The 4822-nt window shown below is 51.0% G+C and carries 7 protein-coding genes; all 7 read right to left on the bottom strand.

The features are described 5' to 3' along the window. Nucleotides 1-47: 47 nt before the first annotated feature. Nucleotides 48-698 carry a MarC family protein gene (locus tag QCH34_RS06880; RefSeq protein WP_300332158.1) on the bottom strand — a complete coding sequence of 217 codons (651 nt, stop codon included), beginning with the start codon at nt 696-698 and terminating at the stop codon, nt 48-50. A 72-nt stretch (nt 699-770) separates the two neighbouring features. Then, the gene (gene ndk, locus QCH34_RS06875) at nt 771-1220 is read right to left on the bottom strand and encodes a nucleoside-diphosphate kinase (protein ID WP_300332156.1); all 450 of its coding nucleotides are present in this window, start codon (nt 1218-1220) and stop codon (nt 771-773) included. A 7-nt stretch (nt 1221-1227) separates the two neighbouring features. After that, entirely contained in the window at nt 1228-1419 is a 192-nt protein-coding gene (locus QCH34_RS06870) for a 50S ribosomal protein L24e (RefSeq protein ID WP_300332154.1), read from the bottom strand. Nucleotides 1420-1424: 5 nt separating this feature from the next. Then, nucleotides 1425-1634, bottom strand: a complete 210-nt coding sequence (locus QCH34_RS06865) for a 30S ribosomal protein S28e (protein ID WP_211530851.1) — start codon at nt 1632-1634, stop codon at nt 1425-1427. A 7-nt stretch (nt 1635-1641) separates the two neighbouring features. Beyond that, complete coding sequence (rpl7ae, locus tag QCH34_RS06860) at nt 1642-2010, bottom strand: 50S ribosomal protein L7Ae (protein ID WP_292736721.1); 369 nt, start codon at nt 2008-2010, stop codon at nt 1642-1644. A 124-nt stretch (nt 2011-2134) separates the two neighbouring features. Continuing rightward, nucleotides 2135-4129 carry a DUF2298 domain-containing protein gene (locus QCH34_RS06855; RefSeq protein WP_300332149.1) on the bottom strand — a complete coding sequence of 665 codons (1995 nt, stop codon included), beginning with the start codon at nt 4127-4129 and terminating at the stop codon, nt 2135-2137. Further along, a partial coding sequence (locus QCH34_RS06850; RefSeq protein WP_300332147.1) for a lysylphosphatidylglycerol synthase transmembrane domain-containing protein occupies nt 4116-4822 on the bottom strand: 707 nt, incomplete at its 5' end. The genes QCH34_RS06855 and QCH34_RS06850, both read right to left, overlap by 14 nt.

Raw genomic sequence — 4822 nt, 5'->3', positions numbered from 1 at the left:
AGACCCATGAAGAGGAAGAAGAGATCAAAACTGTCAATGTGTACCATCTATATACCTCCAACAAGAATCGGGAACGCCTGCCGAAGTCCGGTAATGACGAACTGAACAGCAATTGCGATCAGCATCATACCCATCAGCCTTCCAATGACACGGTACTCCCGCGGCCCGATATATTTTGTGATTAGATCAGCATTCTTCATCATATAATAATTCACCAGAATCACAAGCACACAGAGAATCAGTATTGCACCCATTGCTTCAATACCGATATCAACCGCCTCATTCATCAGGACAATGACAGTTGTGATCGTTCCCGGACCAGCTATCATCGGGATTGCAATAGGCATCATGGCGACATCATCCGCATCAATGCCCTCATACTTTTCTGTGGCAGTCATCTTGGTGCGTGATGTCTTTGCATAGACCATCTCCATACCGATTCCAAAGAGGAGAATACCGCCAGCAACACGGAATGCCTCAAGTGAGATGCCAAAGAGCTGCAGGATAGCCCCCCCGGCAATTGCAAAAGTCAGAATGACGAAAAGTGCAACCCTGTTGGCCTCAAATGCCACCCTCAGCCTTGTTGCCCGATCCATTGAATCAGTCAGGCTTACATAGATAAGCGTCGCTGCCAGTGGATTGAGCACAATCACAATCGATGAGAGTGACAGAAGGACAAAGGTCAGCAGATCGACCATCAGGAAAATGTAGATCCTCTTCCCTTAAGCCAATTGTGGCTCGAAAATAAGAGTGTGGAGGTGATTTTGGTATTATTCGTAGATCATCGGTTCTGCAAGAGCAGCATATCCGATTAGATCAGTGTCATTGAAGTGGATTTTGATCTCGCGCTCTGCTGATGCATCCGAATCAGAGGCATGGATGACATTTCTTCCGATATCAATGGCGAAATCGCCACGGATAGTACCGGGAAGCGCCTCTGCCGGATTGGTTGCACCAACCAGAAGCCTGACGATTGGGACGACATTTTTTCCTTCCCAGACCATCAGGAAGACGGGACCGCTTGTGATATAGGCCTTCAGACCAGGGAAGAAAGGTTTTTCAAGGTGTTCCCGGTACTGTTCCTGGACACGATCATCCGGAAGCGCCTCAAAGCGGGCTGCAACCAGTTTCAGACCTTTCTTCTCAAAGCGGGAGATGATCTCACCGACCAGTCCGCGCTGGACGCCATCGGGTTTGACCATCACAAAGGAGCGCTCCATTGGAGAATCACTCCTTGCCACGGGCCTTGCGACCCATTGCAGTCCACTCGACACGGCGTGGGACCCTGCGGAGCCGGTAGTTACTCTGGCACTTGGAAGAGCAGAAATAAAAGACTGCCCCGTCTTTTCGCACAAAGAGTTTGCCGGTTCCAGGCTCGAGTTCTTCTCCGCAGAAACTGCAGGTATACTTCTCAACCATCGGCTTCACCGCCTCGAGAGCTTCTTTGCTTCACGTTCCGTCTCAAGGAGCATGAGGATATCCCCCTCACGGATCGGCCCGAATGTATTCCGGGTGATGATCCGCCCCTTGTTTGGGCCATCGAGGATACGGCACTTCACCTGGGATGCTTCTCCGTGCATCCCTGTAAGACCAATCACTTCAATGACTTCTGCCGGCGTTCCATTATCAGCCATAGAAGACTCAGCCTCTCAGTGCTTCAACCTGTTTCACAAGCTCTTCGACAATATCCTTGCCTTTGCCGGATTTGACAATTGCAACAGCAGCTGATCCGACATCAAGGCCGCAGGCGGCACCGATCTCGGCCTGTTTGTTAATGAAAATAAACGGTATCTGCTTCTCTGCGCAGAGCGGCGGAAGATGCATCACGATCTCTTCGGGCTCTACGTCACTGCCGATCAGAACAAGCTGGGCAATACCGCGCTCAATAGCTTTTGTTGCTTCATTGGATCCTTTCTTAATCTTTCCGGTGTCCCGTGCAAGTTCAAGTGCTTCAAGCGCATTGTTCTGAAGCTCTTCGGGGACTTCAAACTGTTGGTACATCTTTGACATAGCTCACCTCATTCAGGAGAAGACTGGCTCCTCCTTCATCACTCATCAGCGGTATAAGAACCGATGCTGGCGTAACCATATTATTACACAGAGAAGGGGGATAAAGGTTCGTCTGCAAGACCGATCAGACCACCTGATAGACCGCTGTACCTCCCTCATCAAATTGGAGAATGAGACCGGTTTTTGGGAGGTTGACCAGGTAGTGTTCTTCTTCAAACGCTCCGACAACGATATGGGTGATACCATATTCCTCAAGAAGCGCCGGGCTTTTCCCAGGATCCTCATAGAGTGCCCTGACATCTGTTATTCGTTTACTGTACCATCCATCATCTGAACGCCATACGATCTCATGGCCGGGCCACCCGAGGATGGTTGGAATACCTGTAAAGGACGATATACGACTGGCATAGGTGTAATCGTCTCCAATAGCTTCAACGATCAGGAGATTGCCTTCAAGAGAACCGAGATACCGGATCGCAGCTGCATCACCGGGATGGCGGTCTCCCAGCCAGGCCGCGCCATCAAGGGTGCCCGATCCATATCCATAGGTGAGAGGTATATAGGCCGGGATCAGGAGAAGGCAGATCACCACCCCGGAGATACATATCCATTTCAGAGACATGGGGATAGCGCGCGGTAGCTGGAGAGATGAAAGCCAGCGGCCGGCGATGACAGCCGCTGCAAGCCCCATCATCACCCAGGCACCCATATAGAATTTAAAGACCGTATTCATCCGGAAATAGTCAACACCCATGCCGTCCTTCAGGTAGATCAGTTCACAGAAGGTGATGACCAGAAGACCGGCAATTGCCAGGATATCTTCCCCCTTCCATTCACGCCGGAGACCGATAAGGAGAGCAGCAAGAATGGCAATCCCTGCAGCCCCATATCCCGCATACCACATCAGCATGGGAATGGCAAGCAGCCATGGGTACCGGTGCAGCACGCGCCATCCATATAAGAGAAAGATTGCGATGAAGAAGCCATGGACAAGAAGGAACGAGGTGATCGCACTCCCTTCAGGAACAATTCCAATACCAAGGATCCCTGAGCCCTCGATGGAGAGGAGGAGCGGTGCATAGGCAAGAATGGAGAGAGGCGGGACCAGCAGAAACGGGAGCCAGGAACGACGATCCTGCTTTACATATCGGAGAGCGGTGAGAATCGCCACACCACAGTAGAAGGGGGCATACAGGAGGACATCCCAGGAGTTCAGTCCGGACATAGTCCCAAGTGACAGGGCAAGAAGGGCAGCCAGGATCAGCCGTTCCCTCATATCCAGATCGCCATACCTGAGGTACATCACCAGGCAGAGGGTGACAAAGAGGATCTGGTTGAAGATACCGAGGATATGCGCATGTGGGTCCCCCCAGAAGAAAGAGAATATGGGATATTCATTGATTGTGCCGGCGATAACACGGGTACTTTCCCACGGGATCGAGGCAAGTGGCGTGCCAGCGATCAGATGCCAGAGAACGGCTGGGTTTGGGAGAAGAAGGATGAGAGCCGGGAGCCAGCGGTATTTTGGGAGCAGCAGATATCCGCATGCAACCGCCGATACAACAGCCATTCCTGCAATAGTCGGGAGCATCAGGTTGAAGACAACTGATGACTCGCCACCAACAATAATCCCAAGAACCCCGGAGAACCAGTGGCCGAGATAGTAGTAGATCGAGAGATCTCCGCCCGCAAACCAGGGATCAAGAGGCGGGGCAACCGGATTTCTCATAACAGAGGCAAGAAATGCATGATCCATAAATTTCTCGGCAAATGAGATCGCCGGATTGAAGATGCGGATCTCCAGAAGATAGAGAAAACCAACAAGAAATGCGCCATCCCAGATGAGCTGAGGCCTGAGATCAGACCATCTGTACTCCCGCCGGATTATCATCAGGGCACACAGAAGAACAAAAAAGACTGCGGCAATGGCTACCGGGAGATGGAGAAAACCGAGATACCAGGATATGAGTGAGAAACAGAGGAGCGAGAGAGGATAGGAGAGAGGATATGCAAGATCTCCAAGTGACCCCCTGAGAGAGGGATAAAGGGAGATCTGGAGAAGCTTCAGAACCAGAATCCATAGAAGAACAGTTTGTATCTGAACCTCAATGCCGACCATAGATCTCCTTCTTTATATCTCCTGAATATGCCCGTTTCAGGAGTGAGACTGTCCAGTTGCCGAAGTAGTAGATCGAGGCAACACCCCCGACAAGAGTCACCACATTCTTGATGAGATGATCGATAATGGCAATGAGAACCGCAGTTCCTGCTGAGACACCTGCAAGCTCAAACGTCATCGCAAGTGCCAGTTCATAGGTTCCGATACCACCAGGGGTTATCGGCACTGCCTTCACCAGGTTGCCGATGACGATCGCAAGCACAATCACCATAAAAGGAACCGGCTCACCGAACATCATTGCTACCAACATGCATACGAGGCAGTCGATAATCCAGATTATGAGAGAGGAGAACAAAAGGAAGAAGAGTGCCCGCGGGGTCTGGGATACCGATCGGATCTGTGAGAGAATCTCGATAATCTTACCCAGTATCCGGTTCTCTGATGAGAATTTCCCCGAAAAGATAAGGACAATACCAAAAAGGAGACCGAGAATAAGGACAAGGCCAATGAGCATCGAGAACCAGGGTTCCTGGCCAACAACAAACGGGAGCGCGATTGCACCAATGAGGGCAATAGTGAGAATATCAAAAACCCGCTCGGAGAGAACCGAGGAAAATCCGACAGTATAGGTAGCCCCCTTCTCATGTTTGAGGATAAGAAGACGGATCAGATCGCCCAGCCGTGCAGGGACGA

The sequence above is a fragment of the Methanocalculus sp. genome, from assembly GCF_029762515.1.
In the GTDB taxonomy this organism is placed as follows: Archaea; Halobacteriota; Methanomicrobia; order Methanomicrobiales; family Methanocorpusculaceae; genus Methanocalculus.
Note: the sequence above shows the minus strand (reverse complement) of the source record. Positions and strands in the feature narration are given on the sequence as shown.